Raw genomic sequence first — 16,576 nt, forward strand, 5'->3', positions numbered from 1 at the left:
AAGCCGGGTAAATGGGCCGAACAATCCGATAATCGACTCAGCGTTCGATTATCGAACGGATTGTTGTCTAGCTAATCGTCTAAGCGAACGCAATTCAAATGTGGGAGGGGGCTTGCTCCCGATAGCGGTGGATCAGCCAACAAATTTTTTGACTGACACCCCGCAATCGGGAGCAAGCCCCCTCCCACATTTGAGTCCCATCAAGGCTTAAGTGGCGTCGGCATGGCTGACCATGCCCTTGATCAACACGGCTGCAGTGGCGAGTGCCGCCGGAATCACCAGTGCCGTGAGCACCTGCTCGAAATTCCAGCCCAGGCCCAGCAAGGTGGCCCCCATCCACGCGCCCAGGATCGCGCCGAAGCGGCCAATGCCAAGCATCCACGACACACCGGTAGCACGCCCCTGGGTGGGGTAGAAACGTGCGGCCAGGGACGGCATCGCCGACTGCGCACCGTTGACGCACATCCCGGCGATCAGCACTAACGTTGCCAATAAAGTGATATTGCCAAGGCTTTGCCCTACCGCGTAGGCAAACACCCCGGCCAGCAGGTAGAAAGTACCGATCACTTTGTGCGGGTTGAACCGGTCCATCGCCCAGCCCACGCCCACTGCGCTCAACACCCCGCCAAACTGGAACAACGCGCCGATAAATGCCGCCTGCTCCATGCTGGCGCCACTGTCGCGCATCAAGGTGGGCAGCCAACTGGTCAGCAGGTAAACAATCACCAGGCCCATGAAGTAAGTGAGCCACAGCAGCAAGGTGCCGGTGCTGTAGGTGCCCGAGAAAATCACCGCGAACACGTTGCGAGCCTTGACGGTTGTTTGCTCCGGCACGCTGAAGCTGCCGGCCTGGGCCACGATATTGGGCTCAATGGGTGCCAGGGCCTTGCGTACCTTGTCGGTACCGCGATTACGCACTACCAGGTAACGCGCCGACTCCGGCAGCCACACCAACAGCACCCCCGCCAGGATCAATGGCAGGATGCCGCCGATCAGCAACAAGCTGTGCCAGCCAAACGCCGGGATCAACTTGGCCGAGATAAACCCACCACCGGCCATGCCCAGGTTGAAACCGCAGAACATGCTGGTGACCAACAACGACTTATGACGCTCGGGGGTGTATTCGGAGAGCAAGGTCGTGGCATTGGGCATACCCGCGCCCAGACCCAGCCCGGTCAGAAAGCGCAGCACTAGCAACTGGTCGACATTAGTGCTGTAGGCCGAGGCCAGGCTGAACGCGCCAAATACCAGTACCGCACCGACCAACACGACTTTGCGACCAAAGCGGTCGGCCAGCGGGCCGGACCCGAGTGCGCCGAACACCATGCCGATCAACGCGGCGCTCATCACCGGGCCAAGGCTGGCGCGGTCGATGCCCCAGTCCTGGGACAGGGCCGGCGCAATAAAACCCATCGCCGCCGTATCGAGGCCGTCAAGAAAGACAATCAGGAAACACAGGATCACCACGCGCCACTGGTAGCGTGACAATGGCTGGGTGTTGATGAAGGACTGCACGTCCAGGGTGGTACCGACAGAAGGCTGATTCATTATTTTTATTCCACACCGATGGCGGGCCGATGACCTCAGGTCATCATTATTGTTAGGCGGCGCTTTGAAGCGCTGCCGCACATTAATAAGCCAGGGGAAACACCGTCAATCGAGCCGACCGGGATCTGTGCGGTCACCGAACAGCTTAGGCAAACAGTTGCGCGCTCAACTCACGGCTGGCGGTGAGCATACTCGGCAGGAAACGCTGTTCCAGCTCGCTGCGGCTGACGCGCCCGGCATGGGTGCTGACGTTCAGTGCGGCCAACACCTGGCCGGATGCGTCATACACCGGCACCGCGATGGAACGCAGGCCCTGCTCCAATTCCTGATCGACGATGCACCAGCCTTGCTGACGTACCTGTTGCAAGCACTCGAACAAGGCTTCGGGAGTCGTGAGCGTGCGGCTGGTCTTGGTTTGCAGGTCTGCGTGGTCGAGGTAATCCTGCAGCGAGGCATCATCCAGGGCCGCCAGGAGGATGCGCCCCATGGACGTGCAATAGGCCGGCAGCCGACCACCGACTGAAAGGTCCACGGAAATCAGACGCTGAGTCGTGGCCGAACGTGCGATGTAGAGAATATCGTCGCCTTCAAGGGTGGCCATGTTGCAGGCTTCATGGAGCTGCTCGCTCATGCGGTCCAGATAAGGCTGGGCCGAGACGGCCAACGGTGTGGACGACAAATAGGCATGACCGAGCGTCAGCACTTTAGGCAATAGCGAGTAGGTACGCCCATCCGTGGTGGCGTAGCCGAGTTTGATCAAGGTATGCAGGCAACGGCGCACAGCGGCGCGGGGGATTTCCGTGCGGTGGCTGATCTGGGCGATGGTCAGGTGACGCTTGCGCTCCTGGAACGCTTGCACCACGGCCAGGCCACGGGCCAGGGACGTCATGAAGTCCGGATCACCGGTGAACGCCTGGATGCGCTTGGCCGGTGAAGCCACGATCGGCGGCGCCACTGATGCGAAGGAGTTGCGCAATTGATCGTTCATTTCCAGGGTCCTGTCTCTTGTTCTTACCACGGGAGGGTTGGCCGCTATTACAAGCCGGGCCGGTCGCGATGCACAAGCCAGCGCCAGCAACATTGGGCGATTATCGGACGATCATGCGATTATCGCAATTTGTCAGGCCAGGGCAGCCGCCGCCGCGGCCAAGTTTCAGATTTGCCTGATGAACCTGGGAAGTGCGGACATTTACGCTTTTATTTAGAACCGGTGGCGACAATATGATGACGCTGTTCACAAATAGTGATGCCCACCCATAACACCCTCCCCTGCACCGTTGACGCTTTTTAACTTTATGATGATAGTGTTATTCAAATGCGCCGCTATAATGCAACCTGTGCAGAGGTCGGCCCGGTATCACTATCGGGATGGGAGCTCGCCAGGCGCTGGAGGACGTAAGCCGCGCCGGCCACAAGTAGACGCTTAAAAGAACTGCCCTCAGGCCTGCTTTTCAACTTGAACGGTTTTCTACTGTTTTATTTGGAATCGCCCGAGGACGACTGTTGAAGCGCGACACTGCGCAATCAATAAACTTCACACAATTAGGTAATACTGTGACGAAAGATGAACTGCGCGCCGAACTTGAGCGCCAGGAGCAACGTTACAAGGACGTCTACGGCGGAGAAGTCACCACCTACGCCGCGCAACCTGAGCCGGAACGCAAGCCATGGCGCAAACGCGCCAGCCTGCTGGATCAGGCATTTGCCCAGGAAATCCAGAAGATCGAACAGGAACTCAAAACCGAAGAGCCATAAGCGCTTCGGTGCGAGTAGGCAGGGCCCTGCTGTCTCTGCCGGTCCGCCACCGGCAGGGAGCCCCTTGCGTCAGCGCCCGTTGGTCAGTCGCTTACAGCCGCGCACGAAATTTCATACAAATGTTTCAGGCATGACGTTTTCATGACAAATGCCGGCCTTTTGCGGCCTGCGCTTTATAAATCAAAGACTTGCCAAAGCCCCGAAAACCCTGGGATGCGTCCGTTTTGCCCGGGCTTGTGCGACGAAGATTGTTACCGATGAGCAGCTAATGCATCGATTACCGATGTTTTCTGGCATAATCGCGCCCCCTTACGACCGGGTCAGAAAACCTTCATGATCGATTTATTCAGCGGACTGGATGCTTGGGTTCTAGTGAGCCTGCTGCTCGCCCTGGCCTTTGTCCTCGCCTTCGAGTTCATCAATGGCTTTCATGACACCGCTAACGCGGTGGCCACAGTCATCTATACCAAAGCCATGCCGCCACACCTGGCCGTGTTCTTCTCCGGGGTCTTCAATTTCCTCGGCGTGTTGCTCGGTGGTGTCGGTGTCGCCTACGCCATCGTGCATTTGCTGCCGGTGGAGTTGCTGATCAATGTGAACACCGGCCATGGCCTGGCGATGGTCTTCTCGTTATTGGCGGCGGCGATCACCTGGAACCTGGGCACCTGGTACTTCGGTATTCCCGCCTCCAGCTCCCACACCCTGATCGGCTCGATCCTCGGTGTCGGCCTGGCCAACGCCCTGATCAACGACATCCCCCTGGCTGACGGTGTGAACTGGCAGAAGGCTGTGGATATCGGTGCATCCCTGGTGTTCTCGCCGATGGCCGGCTTCCTGGTCGCAGCCCTGGTGCTGATCGGCCTGAAGTGGTGGCGCCCGCTGTCGAAGATGCACAAGACCCCGGACCAGCGCCGCAAGCTCGACGACAAGAAGCACCCGCCGTTCTGGAACCGCCTGGTTCTGGTGATCTCGGCCATGGCCGTGAGCTTCGTGCACGGCTCCAACGATGGTCAGAAAGGCATCGGCCTGATCATGCTGGTGCTGATCGGTATCGTGCCGGCGCAGTTCGTATTGGACCTGGGCAGCACCACCTACCAGATCGAGCGTACCCGTGACGCAACCCTGCACCTGAACCAGTTCTACCAGCGCAATCACGAGACCCTCGGCGAGTTCCTGGCCCTGGGCAAAAGCGTGAAGGATGATCTGCCGGGCAAATTCCGCTGCAACCCGCAGCAGACCGAGCCGACGATCAACGCGCTGCTGGGCACCCTCAAGGGCGTCTCGGACTACCACTCGCTGACCGCAGATCATCGCATCGAAGTGCGTCGCTACCTGCTCTGCCTGGACGACACCGCGAAGAAAGTCGGCAAGCTGCCTGGGCTGGATTCCCGTGAGAAATCCGACCTCGACAAGCTGCGCAAAGACCTGACCGCCACCACCGAGTACGCCCCGTTCTGGGTGATCCTCGCGGTTGCACTGGCCCTGGGCCTGGGCACCATGGTGGGTTGGAAGCGCGTGGTACTGACCATTGGCGAGAAGATCGGCAAGCAGGGCATGACCTATGCCCAGGGCATGTCGGCGCAAATCACCACCGCGACCATGATCGGCTTCGCCAACATCTTCGCCCTGCCGGTGTCCACCACGCACGTGCTGTCTTCCGGTGTGGCAGGTACCATGGTTGCCAACAAGAGCGGCCTGCAAGGCGGCACCGTCAAGACCATCCTGATGGCCTGGGTATTGACCCTGCCAGCAACCGTCGGCCTGTCGGCCGGGTTGTTCTGGCTGGCGTCCAAGGCATTGGGCAACTGATAGCCGGCCGGCCATAAAAAAGGTGCGATCCGCGAGGGTCGCACCTTTTTTTATATCCAAGCGCACCGCCGTCCACCTGTGGGAGCTGGCTTGCCTGCGATTGCGCAGTAACAGTTGATGAATATATGAGCTGACCCACCGCGATCGCAGGCACGCCTCCCACATTTTTCACCTTCTGCCATCAATTGACAGCCAAAAAAAGGGCGACCGAAGTCGCCCAAAATGCCTTGCGTGCCCATGTAACCCGGAAAGACTTAAGGTTTTTTACGCTTGTTCGCGTCTTTCCAGATAAAAAATCCAAACCCTACAAAAAACAGCACCATGAGGCTGACAGTCAGCACTCCGGCAAAAACCACATTATCGAAAAACATGACCGGCCTCCTGCACGTGCCCTGTTGCGATAGGGCTAAGTTAAGGGAGAAGGCGCAGTGGGAAATTGACCAGGATCAATGTCGCCCGCAACGGGGCGTAAAGAAGGGTAATAACTGACCTGCATCAACAGATGCAGGCGGTTTCAACGCTTTTTCGGTTTGTTCTTCGACTTCTTCTTGGGTTTGCCCAAGGGCATGGCTTGTTCAAAGGCTTGGCGCACTTCATTCAAGCGTTTGTCATTGAGGTCGTGCACGCGCTTGGCGCGTTCGGCATTCAGGTCGATCAGCTTGTCGTCATCACTCATGGCTTGGCTTACGTCGTGGCGGGAATGGCCCAATAATGCGGCCTGCCCCGCCCAACGGCAAATCAGCGGGCGACAAAATGCAGGTCATCGACCAAAATCGGCACTTTCCCCCTTACCCAGGAGGCGCCATCCGGTGGCCTTGCACAACGACCTTCCACCGCTATTGGCCCTGCGCGCCTTCGAGGCCGTGGCGCGGCACTTGAGCTTTATCAAGGCAGCGGGCGAATTGTCGGTGACCCAAAGTGCGCTGAGCCACCAGGTGCATAAGCTTGAACAGCATTTGGGCAAGCCGCTGTTTATCCGGCGTACCCGTGCGATTGATCTGACCTTGGCCGGGCAACATTACTACGACCAAATCCGCCCAGCCCTAGACGCCATCGCTACAGCGACACGCAGCCAACGGGGTGTACCCAGCACCAGCGTGTTGCGCATCGGCGTATTGGCGTCTTTCGCCACGCTATGGCTGGCACCGCGTCTGGCCGAGTTTCTACAGCGCTACCCGCACATCCAGGTGGAGTTGCTGCCCGCGATTCAACTGGCCAATGTCGCCACGGCCGAAGTTGACCTGGCCATCCGTTACGGCAAGGGCGATTGGCCCGACGTGCAGGCCACGCGCCTGATGGCCGAAACCTTGTCACCCGTGTGCAGCCCCGCGTTCAAGGCCAGCCAGGTAACCAAAGCCCCCCTACTGATGGCGACCTCGCACCGTCCTTTCGAGTGGACGGATTGGGCCGCCCATTACCAGGTCAACCTCGATCACCACCCCAGGGTGATGCTGCATGACTACAACATCGTGGTCGAGGCTACCGTGGCCGGCCAAGGTATCGCCATGGGCCGCCATCGCCTGATCGAACGCAGGCTTCAGGACGGCAGCCTGGTGGAGGCCTTTGACTGGCCGCCCTATCACAGCGAAATCGGCTATTGGCTGATCACTCCCCAGGGCCCACTCGGCGAAGCAGCCGAATGCTTCAGCCAGTGGTTGAAGCACCTGTGTGCGGATGGGTGAGTTTTTTCGATACGTCGATTGAGATCTATCCGTTTGTCGTCCATCGCAACAGCCAACATGCTCAAACCTCCTGAACCCAGAGGTTTTCAGCATGACCGATTCCATTCGCCAACGCGTACACACACTCGGCCTGACACTGCCCACACCCAGTCAACCGGCTGCCAATTACATCAACCATGTCGTCAGCCAACACCAGCTGTTCATTTCCGGGCAAATTCCCATACTCGATGGCAAACCCGCCTACATAGGCCGGCTGGGCGATTCCCTCAGCGATGAAGAAGGCGCCCAGGCGGCGGAACTGGCGGCGCTGGGCCTGCTGGGGCAATTGAGCGACGCGCTGGGCGATGACCTGTCGCGCGTGGTGCGCATCCTGCGTCTGGGCGTCTTCATCGCCAGCAACGCTGATTTCCAACGCCAGAGCGTGGTCGCCAATGGCGCCTCGAACCTGCTGGTCAACGCCCTCGGCGACAAAGGCCGGCACGTACGCACCGCCGTAGGCGTCAGCAGCTTGCCGGCTGGCGTCGCCGTGGAGGTGGATGCCATTTTCGAGCTGCAGCCATGAGCCCGCTGGACGTCCAACAATTGCGGGAGGCCACGCCCGGTTGCCAGTCGGGCCTTGTGCACTTCAACCATGCCGGGGCGTCCTTGCCCAGCCAGGCGACGCTGGACGCCATCATCGAACAGTTGCAACACGAAGCCCGCAACGGCCCGATGGAAGCTGGCGAACAGGGCGCCGTGCTGGTGGAAAACGCCCGCCGCGCCGCCGGGCAACTGCTCAATGCACCGCCCTCCTCGATCGCCTTCGCCAGCAGTGGCTCAACGGCCTGGAGCATGGCGTTCCAGGCGCTGGGGCCTTGGCGGCCGGGCGACCGCATCCTGGTGGGGCGCCATGAATGGGGCGGCAACCTGGCGAGCATGGAGTTGGCCGTGCAAGCGGGCGCGCGCGTGGAAGTCATCCCCTGTGATGCCACCGGCGCGGTTTGCCCGGTAGCCCTGGAAGCGATGCTCGACGCCCACGTGAAGCTGATCGACCTTGCGTGGCTGCCGGCCAACGGCGGCCTGATCAACCCGGCCCAGGCCATCGGCGAAGTGGCTCGTCGGCACGCCATCCCCTACTTTATCGACGCAGGCCAAGCCGTCGGCCAATTACCGGTGGATGTGCAAGCGTTGCAGTGCGACGTGCTCAAATCCGCCGGCCGCAAACACCTGCGCGGCCCGCGCGGTACTGCACTGCTGTATGTCAGGCCGGATTTTCCTGGGCAACTGAACCCGGCGCAACGCGACGTGTTTTCGGCGCCCTGGACCACCGACGGCTTCGACCTGCGCAACGACGCCCGGCGCTTCGAAACCAGCGAAGTGTCCGTCGCCCTGCTGGCGGGCTTGGGCAATGCACTGCAAGAGATCAATCGACTGGGGATCGAGCGGGTGTGGGAAAGGATCTCGCAGACCAGCGCCCGAATCCGCGAAGCGCTGCATCAGATACCTGGGATTAGCCTGCATGACCTGGGCAATGAACATTCGGGCTTGATCGCTTTCAACCTGGCCGGCTGGGATAGTTTTGAACTCAAGCGGCGCTTGGGGTTAAAGCGCATCAACATCGGTGCCAACGGCGTGGCCTATACGCCGCTGGATATGCAAGCACGTGGGTTGCGCAGCATTGCGCGCCTCTCCGTCAGCCCACTCAACACCGATGACGATATCGAACTGTTGATCAAGGCCCTGCATGAATTGAACGCTTAAACCTCGATGTCCACCCACAAGCCCTGGCGCGGCGCGTCTTCGATCAGCGGCGCCACGGGCACCGTGTTGTCAGCATTGAGCAAGTCGCCGGGGATAGGCAAATGCTGCTCGACGTCATCGTCGGCTTCGCGCCGACGCTTGTGCTGCTCCTGCTGACGACGCTGCTCTTCGCGCAACAGAAAGGTCGATTGCTCGGCATCGCCTTTTTTCAGGTCGATCGTGCTCTCGCTGGAGCCCGGTTGAACGGGCACCACCGGCGGAATATCCGGCTTCTGGCGTGCCGGATCGAGTTGCGACGTGACCGGCACAACACTGACGGGCAGCATGGGTGGCAGCATGATAGTTATTCTCCTGATCAACAGGCTGTCGGCGGGTTGCAGGGCGACTTGAGCGCAGGCTCGCCAAGCTGTGACTCAGTCGACACTCGCAAGTGCCCGCCACCCGTCGATTCAGCACTCTGCCCGCCGGCCAAACGGAGTAGTTTTTGTCAGAGTCCTTGGGCGCAAGGGCTTGTTCCGTTAAGATAGTCGGCTTTTTCACGGCGGGAGTCAGGCAGCATGGCGCAGCAGTATCAACCGGGGCAACGCTGGATTAGTGACAGCGAAGCAGAGCTGGGGTTAGGCACCGTTCTGGCACAGGACGGGCGCTTGTTGACCGTGCTCTATCCGGCCACTGGCGACACCCGCCAGTATGCGCTACGGAATGCGCCCCTCACTCGCGTGAGGTTTTCGCCGGGTGACACCATCACCCATTTCGAAGGCTGGAAAATGACCGTACAGGAAGTCGACGACGTCGACGGCCTGCTGGTCTACCACGGCCTTAATGGGCAGAACGAGCAGGTCACCCTGCCGGAAACCCAACTGTCCAACTTCATCCAGTTCCGCCTGGCCAGCGACCGTCTGTTCGCCGGGCAGATCGACCCGCTGGCGTGGTTCTCGCTGCGCTACCACACGCTGGAACACACCAGCCGCCAGTTGCAGTCCTCGTTGTGGGGCCTGGGTGGCGTGCGTGCACAACCTATTGCGCACCAACTGCACATCGCCCGTGAAGTCGCTGACCGTATCGCGCCGCGGGTCTTGCTGGCTGATGAAGTGGGCCTGGGCAAGACCATCGAAGCGGGCCTTGTGATCCATCGCCAACTGCTCTCGGGCCGCGCCAGCCGCGTGCTGATCCTGGTCCCGGAAAACCTGCAGCACCAGTGGCTGGTGGAAATGCGCCGCCGCTTCAACCTGCAGGTCGCGCTGTTCGACGAAGAACGCTTCATCGAAAGCGATGCCACCAACCCGTTCGAAGACACCCAGCTTGCACTCGTTGCACTGGAATGGCTGGTGGACGACGAGAAGGCCCAGGACGCGTTGTTCGCCGCCGGCTGGGACTTGCTGGTGGTCGACGAAGCGCACCACCTGGTGTGGCATGAAGACAAGGCCAGCGCCGAATACTCGCTGGTCGAACAACTGGCTGAAGTGATCCCAGGCGTGCTGTTGCTCACCGCCACCCCGGAACAACTGGGCCAGGACAGCCACTTTGCGCGCCTGCGCCTGCTGGACCCGAACCGTTTCCACGACCTGCAAGCCTTCCGCGCCGAGAGCGAAAACTATCGCCCGGTGGCCGAAGCCGTGCAGGAGCTGCTGGACAAGGGCCGCCTGTCACCGGCCGCGCACAAGACCATCCAGGGTTTCCTCGGTAACGAAGGCGAAGCCCTGCTCACCGCCGTCAACGATGGCGACACCGAGGCCAGTGCACGCCTGGTACGTGAACTGCTGGACCGCCACGGCACCGGTCGCGTGCTGTTCCGCAACACCCGCGCTGCCGTGCAAGGCTTCCCCGAGCGCAAGCTGCACGCCTACCCGCTGCCGAACCCGGATGAATACCTCGAACTGCCTTTGGGCGAACACGCCGAGCTGTACCCGGAAGTCAGCTTCCAGGCACAACCGGATATCGAGGAAGAACACCGCTGGTGGCGCTTCGACCCGCGTGTCGAGTGGCTGATCGACCAGCTGAAAATGCTCAAGCGCACCAAGGTCCTGGTGATCTGCGCCCACGCCGAAACCGCCATGGACCTGGAAGACGCCCTGCGCGTGCGCTCCGGCATCCCGGCCACGGTGTTCCACGAGGGCATGAATATTCTGGAGCGTGACCGCGCCGCGGCTTATTTTGCCGATGAAGAATTCGGCGCCCAGGTGCTGATCTGCTCGGAAATCGGCAGTGAGGGTCGCAACTTCCAGTTCTCCCACCACCTGGTGCTCTTCGATCTGCCGTCCCACCCCGACCTGCTGGAACAGCGTATCGGCCGTCTGGACCGGATCGGCCAGAAACACGTGATCGAACTGCACGTACCCTACCTGGAAACCAGCCCGCAACAGCGCCTGTTCCAGTGGTACCACGAAGCGCTCAACGCCTTCCTCAACACCTGCCCGACCGGCAACGCCTTGCAGCATCAGTTCGGCCCGCGCCTGCTGCCATTGCTCGAAGCCGCCGACGACGGCGAGTGGCAAGCCCTGATCGACGAAGCCCGTGCCGAGCGCGAGCGCCTGGAGCAGGAGCTGCACACCGGTCGTGACCGCTTGCTGGAACTCAACTCCGGCGGCGCCGGTGAAGGCGATGCGCTGGTCGAAGACATCCTCGAACAAGACGACCAGTTCGCCCTGCCGATCTATATGGAAACCCTGTTCGACGCCTTCGGCATCGACAGCGAAGACCATTCGGAAAACGCGCTGATCTTGAAGCCCAGCGAAAAAATGCTCGACGCCAGCTTCCCCCTGGGCGACGACGAAGGCGTGACCATCACCTACGACCGTAACCAGGCGCTGTCGCGTGAAGACATGCAGTTCATCACCTGGGAACACCCGATGGTGCAAGGCGGCATGGACCTGGTGCTGTCCGGTTCCATGGGCAACACCGCCGTGGCACTGATCAAGAACAAGGCGCTCAAGCCGGGCACTGTGCTGCTGGAACTGCTCTATGTCAGCGAAGTGGTCGCCCCGCGCTCGCTGCAACTGGGCCGTTACCTGCCACCGGCCGCCCTGCGCTGCCTGCTGGATGCCAATGGCAACGACCTGTCGGGCCGCGTGTCGTTCGTGACCTTGAACGACCAACTGGAAAGCGTACCGCGAGCCAGCGCCAACAAGTTCGTGCAGGCCCAGCGCGACCAGCTCACACCGCGCATCAACGCCGGTGAAGAGAAGATCGCCCCGCGTCACGCCGAGCGTGTGGCCGAGGCCAAGCGTCGTCTGGCCGCAGACACCGATGAAGAACTGGCGCGCCTGACCGCGTTGCAAGCGGTCAACCCCACCGTGCGTGACAGCGAGCTGGTTGCCTTGCGCAATCAACGCGAGCAAGGCCTGGCCATGCTCGACAAAGCGGCGCTGCGACTGGAAGCGATTCGGGTGTTGGTGGCGGGCTGATCATTCGCTGTCAGTAGAAGGCCCGCGCAATGCGGTAATGCTGTTCAGTTAAGGCTTTTTGTAGGAGCGAGCTTGCTCGCGAAAAACCACAGGCGCCGCGTTCAATCAGGAAACACGCGTATCGTTGACGTTTTTCGCGAGCAAGCTCGCTCCTACAGAGGGCGATGTACGCTTAACTGAACAGCATTACGCGCAATGCGGGCCTTTTTTATTTGCCTTCAGGGCCGTTGCCGCAGAAACCGGCACCTCAACCGCACTCAACCCCTCCTTCATCTTCTTGGCATCACGTACAAAACTGCGCGAGGCCTGGAACAGAAACAGCATGGTCAGGAACAACGCCACCGGAATCAGGTACATGGCGTCATGCAGCCCCACGGCTTTATACGCCTCAGTCATTTGCTCTGCCCCGGCCGCATACATTGCCGAATGGGCAAAGTGATCGGACAGCGCCCCGACTACCACCGGCCCCATGCCACCGCCGAGCAAATACAGGCCTGCAAAGAATAGCGCCATCGCCGTAGCGCGCAGGCGCGGTTCGACCACATCCTGGATCGCCGTATAAACGCAGGTGTAGAAGTTGTAAGCAAACAACCAGCCCACACTGAACAGCGCGACAAACACGCCAATCTCGATACGCCCGGCATGCAAGGCCCAGGCGGTAGTCACCGTGGAGATGATCAAGCTGCACGCGGCAAACAGCAGACGGCCGTTGGCGACTCGCTGATGGATCTTGTCAGCAATCCAGCCACCCAGGGTCAACCCCACCAGGCCGGTCAAGCCGACGATCACACCGGTGGCGACGGCCGCGTCCTGCAACGGCAGGAGGAAATAGCGTTGCAGCATCGGCACCAGGAACGAGTTGCACGCATACGTGGCAAAGTTAAAGCACAGCCCGGCCAGCACCAGCCACAGGAAGGTCGGCACCGCCAGTACGCGGCGGATCGGGCGGTCGACACGCTCCTGGGACACTTGCACGGTTTCCGCCGCGCCGCGCTTAGGCTCTTTGATATAGAACATGAACACCGCCAGGATCATTCCGGGCACGGCGGCGATAAAGAACGGGGCACGCCAGCTATCAAACGCCTTGACCATCGCGCCAATGGTGAAAAACGCCAGCAGCAGCCCCAACGGCAGGCCGAGCATGAAAATCCCCATGGCCCGGGCGCGGCGATGGGCGGGGAACAGGTCGCCGATCAGTGAATTGGCGGCCGGCGCATAGCTGGCTTCCCCGATGCCGATGCCCATGCGCACCAGCAGGAAGGTCCAGAAACTCCCGACCATGCCATTGACCGCCGTCAGCCCGCTCCAGGCGAACAGGCCCCAGCCCATCAATTTGCTGCGCGAGCCGGTGTCGGCCAGTCGCCCGAGCGGCAGGCCGGCAAGGGCGTAGACGATGGTAAAGGCGGTGCCGATGATACCGAGCTGAAAGTCGCTCAGGTGCCATTCCATGCGGATCGGCTCGATGATGATCGCGGGGATGGTGCGATCGAAGAAGTTGAACAGGTTGGCCAGGAACAGCAGGAACAGAATGCGCCAGGCATTCGCCGCTTGGGTCGAGTTCTGCATGGGTCCGTCTCTTTTATTGTTATGAGCGCTACGATGCCCGATGCATCCTGCCCGGTACCTGCAACATAGTCAGCTGAGGCGCGGTTGTCTGTAATGATTCGTAAAGCTGATAGGGCATGATTTCACCCGGTAACACGGGGATTTGTCCCACAAAAATATAAGTGCGCCTCCCCCTTCCCAACGGCCATGGCACGGATAGAATGGCGAGCCTTCCTGTAACACCCCCAACCTACTTTCTTATTGATGACGCCCATGTCCGAAGCCAGTCCGTGTCTGAATTGCGGTGCCTGCTGTTCACACTTTCGCGTGTCTTTCTTTTGGGGTGAGTGCGCCTCATCCGGGGGCACGGTGCCCGATGATCTGGTGGTGCAGATCAACCCGACCCGGGTGGCAATGATCGGTACCGATCAAAAGCCTGCGCGCTGTTGCAGCCTTGAGGGCGAAGTGGGCAAAAGCACCAGTTGCTCGATCTATGCACAGCGTTCGAGCCCGTGTCGCGAGTTCGATGCTTCCTGGAGCCAGGGTGTACAGAACGTTGATTGCGATGCTGCCCGTGCTGCCTTCGGCCTGGCCCCTTTGCAAGCTCCGCCGTTTGAACTGGACCTGCCCATCAGCGCTTAGCACCAAACGCTATGCACAGCATGACAAATTAATTGAGATCAAAATGCCATTACCCATGGCAAATTCCATGAGGCTTCTATACTCGACATGGTAGGTCATCGCCTCTGGCAGTGACGTGGCTCTATGACGGGATACGCTATGGAATGGCTGGGCCAGCATTTTTTCACCGACCTTCCAGACACCGGGCATTTATTGCTCAATTGCAGCCATAACCCCTTTCTGGTGCTACTGGCGTATCTGGTTGCCTGCGCAGCGGGGTTCGGCACGCTGGACATGGCCGAACGCGTCGGCCATGTAGAAGACCCCACCGCTCGCCGCCACTGGCGCTGGCTGGGAGCGGGCTGCCTGGCGGGCGGGATCTGGTCGACCCACTTCATCAGTATGCTGGCGTTCCAGGCCCCGATCGCCATTCATTACGAATTACTCACGACGTTTGCCTCGCTGTTGATCGCCCTGATCGCCTCGCTGTTCGCCATGAAAACCCTCAGTCATGCCCATCTGCGTGTGCACCAATACCTGCTGGCTTCGATATGGATGGGGCTGGGCATCGCGCTGATGCATTACGTGGGCATGGCGGCGATGCGCTCCCAGGCGCAGGTGTACTTTGAATCGCAGTTGTTCATGGCCTCGGTGGCGATTGCCATCGTTGCCAGCCTTGCGGCGTTGCTGCTGTCCAGTTACCTGCGCAACGGTGCCGGGGTGTTTCACCAACTGCTCAAGTACGCCGCCAGCCTGGTTCTTGGCGCGGGGATCCTGAGCATGCACTTCACCGGCATGGCGGCCATGCAAATGCTGGTACCCAGCGGCGCGGACCTGTCGTTGCCGGTGGACAACAATCCGATTCAACTGGGCCTGTCGGTGGCGGTGATTACCCTCTTGGTGATCGGCAGCGGTGTCAGCGCAGCCCTGGCAGACAAAAAACTGCAGCACAAGGAGCGTGACCTGCGCCGCGTCAATGCGCTGCTCAGCGAACTCGACCAGGCCCGCGCCTCACTGCAACAAGTGGCCCATTTTGACGCGTTGACCAACTTGCTCAACCGCCGTGGTTTCAATCAGATCTTCGCGGAGAAAGTTGCAGAAAAAACCCGAAGCCAAGGCATGATGGCGGTGATCTTCCTCGACATTGACCACTTCAAGCGTATCAATGACAGCCTCGGCCATGACGCTGGCGACCAGTTGCTCACGGTGCTGGCCGGGCATATCAAGGGCTCGATACGTAGCCGTGAGGATGTGGTCGCACGGTTTGGCGGCGATGAGTTCTGCATCCTGATCAATATCCATCACCGCGACGAAGCGCGGCACATGGCCCAGCGCATCATGCAGAAAATGAAAGAACCCATCGAACTGGCCGGCCGCCGCATGGTGATGACTACCAGCATCGGTATCAGCCTGTTCCCCGACGATGGCCAAACCTGCGAAGAACTGCTGAAGACCGCCGACCTGGCGCTGTACCAATCCAAGGACACCGGGCGCAACAGCCTGAACTTCTTCAGCTCCAACCTGAAAACCCGTGCCTCCCTGGAACTGCAACTGGAAGAGGAGCTTCGTGCCGCATTGCGCGCACGCACCGAACTGGTGCTGTTCTATCAACCAATCTTCGACATGAAACTGGGCAAGGTCACGCGCCTTGAGGCACTGGTGCGCTGGCAACACCCCCAGCATGGGTTGCTGGCCCCGGACCGGTTTATCGGCATCGCCGAGAACAATGGGCTGATCGCCGAGTTGGACCACTGGGTATTGCGCCAGGCCTGTCACGACCTGAGCCTGTTGTCTGACCGGGGCTACACCGAGTTGACCATGGCCGTGAACTGCTCGGCCCTGAACCTGGCGCGGGACGAGCTGGCCGATGAAATCGAAGACGCCCTGCGCTTTGCCGGCGTGGCGGCCAACCGCCTGGAACTGGAAGTCACCGAAAATGCGCTGATGGGCAATATCAGCAGCACCCTGGCGCTGTTGCGGCAAATCCGTGCCCTGGGGGTCTCCCTGGCGATCGATGATTTCGGCACCGGCTACTCATCCCTGGCCTATCTCAAGCGCCTGCCGCTTAACACCTTGAAGATTGATCGCTCGTTTATCCAGGACATCCCCAAATCCACCGCAGACAGCGAAATCGTCCAGGCGATTATCGGCATGGCCCACACCCTGCACTTGCAGGTGGTGACCGAAGGCGTGGAAACACAGGCGCAGTTTGAGCTATTGCTCAAGCACGACTGTGACTTCATCCAGGGTTACCTGCTCAGCCCGGCGGTGCCGTTCAACGACATCATCGGTGTGATGCAAGGCATTGCGATGCGCAATCCGCTCTACCCCTTCAGCGTGGAAGGCAATAAAGAGGCCGCTGCCCCCAAAGAACCCGCCGCAGGCCGTATCGGCCCGCCGGCCATCGTCAGGCCAATTCGCTGACGCCGAAGCTTTGGCCTTAGCCATCATTTGACGAAAAGCCCCCGACGA

At 60.4% G+C, this 16,576-nt stretch carries 14 protein-coding genes; 8 read left to right on the forward strand and 6 right to left on the reverse strand.

Annotated features, from left to right (window positions below; all coding sequences use genetic code 11):
* Window positions 1–207: 207 nt before the first annotated feature.
* Together QMK52_RS00350 and pcaR are read right to left on the reverse strand one after the other, a co-directional pair.
* A complete protein-coding gene (locus tag QMK52_RS00350; RefSeq protein ID WP_005785866.1) occupies window positions 208–1,548 on the reverse strand; it encodes an MFS transporter in 1,341 nt (446 codons plus the stop codon).
* Window positions 1,549–1,693: 145 nt separating this feature from the next.
* Window positions 1,694–2,536: a pca regulon transcriptional regulator PcaR gene (gene pcaR, locus QMK52_RS00355; RefSeq protein ID WP_005785864.1), complete on the reverse strand. Its 843-nt coding sequence runs from the start codon at window positions 2,534–2,536 to the stop codon at window positions 1,694–1,696.
* 566 nt (window positions 2,537–3,102) lie between these two features.
* On the opposite strand from pcaR, the gene QMK52_RS00360 reads away from it, so the two are divergent.
* Both QMK52_RS00360 and QMK52_RS00365 read left to right on the forward strand, forming a co-directional pair.
* The gene (locus QMK52_RS00360) at window positions 3,103–3,303 is read left to right on the forward strand and encodes a hypothetical protein (protein ID WP_003189295.1); all 201 of its coding nucleotides are present in this window, start codon (window positions 3,103–3,105) and stop codon (window positions 3,301–3,303) included.
* A 333-nt stretch (window positions 3,304–3,636) separates the two neighbouring features.
* Window positions 3,637–5,112, forward strand: a complete 1,476-nt coding sequence (locus tag QMK52_RS00365) for an inorganic phosphate transporter (RefSeq protein WP_003189291.1) — start codon at window positions 3,637–3,639, stop codon at window positions 5,110–5,112.
* A gap of 254 nt (window positions 5,113–5,366) precedes the next feature.
* Here QMK52_RS00365 and ccoM read toward each other — a convergent pair whose 3' ends face one another.
* A complete protein-coding gene (ccoM, locus tag QMK52_RS00370) occupies window positions 5,367–5,483 on the reverse strand; it encodes a cytochrome c oxidase subunit CcoM (protein WP_019817835.1) in 117 nt (38 codons plus the stop codon).
* Window positions 5,484–5,626: 143 nt separating this feature from the next.
* Complete coding sequence (locus QMK52_RS00375) at window positions 5,627–5,788, reverse strand: hypothetical protein (protein WP_005785860.1); 162 nt, start codon at window positions 5,786–5,788, stop codon at window positions 5,627–5,629.
* Window positions 5,789–5,921: 133 nt separating this feature from the next.
* Between QMK52_RS00375 and QMK52_RS00380 the strand changes: the two genes are divergently transcribed.
* The 3 genes from QMK52_RS00380 to QMK52_RS00390 all read left to right on the forward strand — a co-directional run bounded on the left by QMK52_RS00380 (window position 5,922) and on the right by QMK52_RS00390 (window position 8,534).
* Window positions 5,922–6,794, forward strand: a complete 873-nt coding sequence (locus QMK52_RS00380) for a LysR substrate-binding domain-containing protein (RefSeq protein WP_005785858.1) — start codon at window positions 5,922–5,924, stop codon at window positions 6,792–6,794.
* 91 nt (window positions 6,795–6,885) lie between these two features.
* Window positions 6,886–7,356, forward strand: coding sequence for a RidA family protein (locus QMK52_RS00385; RefSeq protein ID WP_005785856.1), 471 nt, complete (start codon window positions 6,886–6,888; stop codon window positions 7,354–7,356).
* A complete protein-coding gene (locus tag QMK52_RS00390) occupies window positions 7,353–8,534 on the forward strand; it encodes an aminotransferase class V-fold PLP-dependent enzyme (RefSeq protein ID WP_320403710.1) in 1,182 nt (393 codons plus the stop codon). Before QMK52_RS00385 ends, QMK52_RS00390 begins: the two co-directional genes overlap by 4 nt.
* Here QMK52_RS00390 and QMK52_RS00395 read toward each other — a convergent pair.
* Window positions 8,531–8,872 carry a hypothetical protein gene (locus QMK52_RS00395; RefSeq protein ID WP_005785853.1) on the reverse strand — a complete coding sequence of 114 codons (342 nt, stop codon included), beginning with the start codon at window positions 8,870–8,872 and terminating at the stop codon, window positions 8,531–8,533. The two genes, QMK52_RS00390 and QMK52_RS00395, sit on opposite strands and share 4 nt — an antisense overlap.
* Before the next feature lie 219 nt (window positions 8,873–9,091).
* Between QMK52_RS00395 and rapA the strand changes: the two genes are divergently transcribed.
* Entirely contained in the window at window positions 9,092–11,938 is a 2,847-nt protein-coding gene (gene rapA / locus QMK52_RS00400; RefSeq protein ID WP_320403711.1) for an RNA polymerase-associated protein RapA, read from the forward strand.
* Between the two features lie 186 nt (window positions 11,939–12,124).
* On the opposite strand, the gene QMK52_RS00405 is transcribed toward rapA, so the two are convergent.
* Complete coding sequence (locus QMK52_RS00405; RefSeq protein ID WP_320403712.1) at window positions 12,125–13,504, reverse strand: MFS transporter; 1,380 nt, start codon at window positions 13,502–13,504, stop codon at window positions 12,125–12,127.
* A gap of 252 nt (window positions 13,505–13,756) precedes the next feature.
* Here QMK52_RS00405 and QMK52_RS00410 point away from each other — a divergent pair, with 252 nt between their 5' ends.
* Window positions 13,757–14,125, forward strand: coding sequence for a YkgJ family cysteine cluster protein (locus QMK52_RS00410; RefSeq protein ID WP_032803342.1), 369 nt, complete (start codon window positions 13,757–13,759; stop codon window positions 14,123–14,125).
* A gap of 138 nt (window positions 14,126–14,263) precedes the next feature.
* Window positions 14,264–16,528: a putative bifunctional diguanylate cyclase/phosphodiesterase gene (locus tag QMK52_RS00415; RefSeq protein ID WP_005785845.1), complete on the forward strand. Its 2,265-nt coding sequence runs from the start codon at window positions 14,264–14,266 to the stop codon at window positions 16,526–16,528.
* Window positions 16,529–16,576: the final 48 nt, after the last annotated feature.

Source organism: Pseudomonas sp. P9_2, assembly GCF_034008255.1.
Taxonomy (GTDB): Bacteria; Pseudomonadota; Gammaproteobacteria; order Pseudomonadales; family Pseudomonadaceae; genus Aquipseudomonas; species Aquipseudomonas synxantha_A.

What these genes read in the sequence shown, in the direction of transcription:
- QMK52_RS00415 (WP_005785845.1), top strand. Translation starts at nt 14,264, where the DNA reads ATGGAATGGCTGGGCCAGCATTTTTTCACCGACCTTCCAGACACCGGG.
- QMK52_RS00365 (WP_003189291.1), top strand. Translation starts at nt 3,637, where the DNA reads ATGATCGATTTATTCAGCGGACTGGATGCTTGGGTTCTAGTGAGCCTG.
- QMK52_RS00390 (WP_320403710.1), top strand. Translation starts at nt 7,353, where the DNA reads ATGAGCCCGCTGGACGTCCAACAATTGCGGGAGGCCACGCCCGGTTGC.
- QMK52_RS00395 (WP_005785853.1), bottom strand. Translation starts at nt 8,872, where the DNA reads ATGCTGCCACCCATGCTGCCCGTCAGTGTTGTGCCGGTCACGTCGCAA.
- QMK52_RS00405 (WP_320403712.1), bottom strand. Translation starts at nt 13,504, where the DNA reads ATGCAGAACTCGACCCAAGCGGCGAATGCCTGGCGCATTCTGTTCCTG.
- rapA (WP_320403711.1), top strand. Translation starts at nt 9,092, where the DNA reads ATGGCGCAGCAGTATCAACCGGGGCAACGCTGGATTAGTGACAGCGAA.
- QMK52_RS00410 (WP_032803342.1), top strand. Translation starts at nt 13,757, where the DNA reads ATGTCCGAAGCCAGTCCGTGTCTGAATTGCGGTGCCTGCTGTTCACAC.
- ccoM (WP_019817835.1), bottom strand. Translation starts at nt 5,483, where the DNA reads ATGTTTTTCGATAATGTGGTTTTTGCCGGAGTGCTGACTGTCAGCCTC.
- pcaR (WP_005785864.1), bottom strand. Translation starts at nt 2,536, where the DNA reads ATGAACGATCAATTGCGCAACTCCTTCGCATCAGTGGCGCCGCCGATC.
- QMK52_RS00350 (WP_005785866.1), bottom strand. Translation starts at nt 1,548, where the DNA reads ATGAATCAGCCTTCTGTCGGTACCACCCTGGACGTGCAGTCCTTCATC.
- QMK52_RS00375 (WP_005785860.1), bottom strand. Translation starts at nt 5,788, where the DNA reads ATGAGTGATGACGACAAGCTGATCGACCTGAATGCCGAACGCGCCAAG.
- QMK52_RS00385 (WP_005785856.1), top strand. Translation starts at nt 6,886, where the DNA reads ATGACCGATTCCATTCGCCAACGCGTACACACACTCGGCCTGACACTG.